Raw genomic sequence first — 1,070 nt, 5'->3', positions numbered from 1 at the left:
CCCCGTTGTCCGCGGTTGGCGGTCCCGGCGCCAGTGCCCTGCCGACCGCCGCGACCAGCCACGGGGCGAGGCTGTCCATCCCCGCGGGGGTGAGGTGGACGGCGTCGAAATACAACGGCCTGCCGGCGGACGTACGCGTCCAGCACTGTCCGGCCTGGCACAGCGCCGCGTCGACATCCAACAACAACACCTGGGGATACCGGGCGACCGCTTCGATGATCAACGCATTGAAACAGCGGCTCGACGCTGGATCGGCCTCGCCCGTGACGCTACGGGCATCGGCCAGCAGCACCGGCTGCCCGGGTGCCAGCGCCGTCCACAGCTGGGCAGCACGGTCGAGCTCCTTACGGTAGAGCTGGCGATAGTCCGCGTCGCACGGCGAAATCACCGAGCCGTGGTAGAGGCGCGCGGCCGCGTCCGCGCTGAGATCCACCACCAGGGCCTGCGGGCGGCTTTGGGTGATACGCGTGCGCCACTGCTCGGCCCAGTTCGTGCATGCCGCCGAACGGGTGGGCGCCGACGGCGGCAGCTGCGCGTCGGCGGTGACACGGGCCGGCGGTACCGCGGGCGGCGCCACCGGATACAGCCCGCAGCCCGGCAGCGTCCCGTCCACCACCGAATACCGGCCGGCGCCGTGGCGGCCGAGCGTCACGGCGAGATCGCCGGCAAACGACCCCCCGAGCGCCAGCAGCACCGGCGCCCTCCCGTTGCGCAGCCGTCCTTCAGTCGCGGCGGGCAGCCAGGTACTGCTGGTCGAGACCGTCGCACAGGCCAGTAGCAGCACCGGGAGCGCCCATCGCACCCGCCAGCGGCGCACCCGCAACCGCCCGACCAGCCCATCCTGCAGAAGAAGTCCGATAAACCAGGTGAAACCACCGCCAACGAGGAGTAGCGCATCCGGGCGCGCCGTCGCGAAGGCCTGCCGCAGCAGCCAGAACACCGGAAGATGCAGCAGCAGGAGTGGATAGGCCATCCGGCCCAGTTCCACCGGTCCGCCGCGGGCGAGCAGCCACTCGATCGGGCCGTGGCGAAACGACACGACCTGACGATCGACGGTCGCCAACAGGAGT

The 1,070-nt window shown here is 71.2% G+C and carries 1 protein-coding gene; it reads right to left on the bottom strand.

Annotated elements, in window-relative coordinates; genetic code table 11:
* The coding region (locus tag U9980_RS13525; RefSeq protein WP_322768231.1) for an SGNH hydrolase domain-containing protein at window positions 1-1,070 on the bottom strand (1,070 nt) is incomplete at both ends.

The sequence above is a fragment of the Protofrankia sp. Cr1 genome (assembly GCF_963555865.1).
In the GTDB taxonomy this organism is placed as follows: Bacteria; Actinomycetota; Actinomycetes; order Frankiales; family Frankiaceae; genus Protofrankia.
The sequence above is the reverse complement of the archived record's forward strand: the minus strand, read 5'-3'. Positions and strand labels throughout refer to the sequence as shown.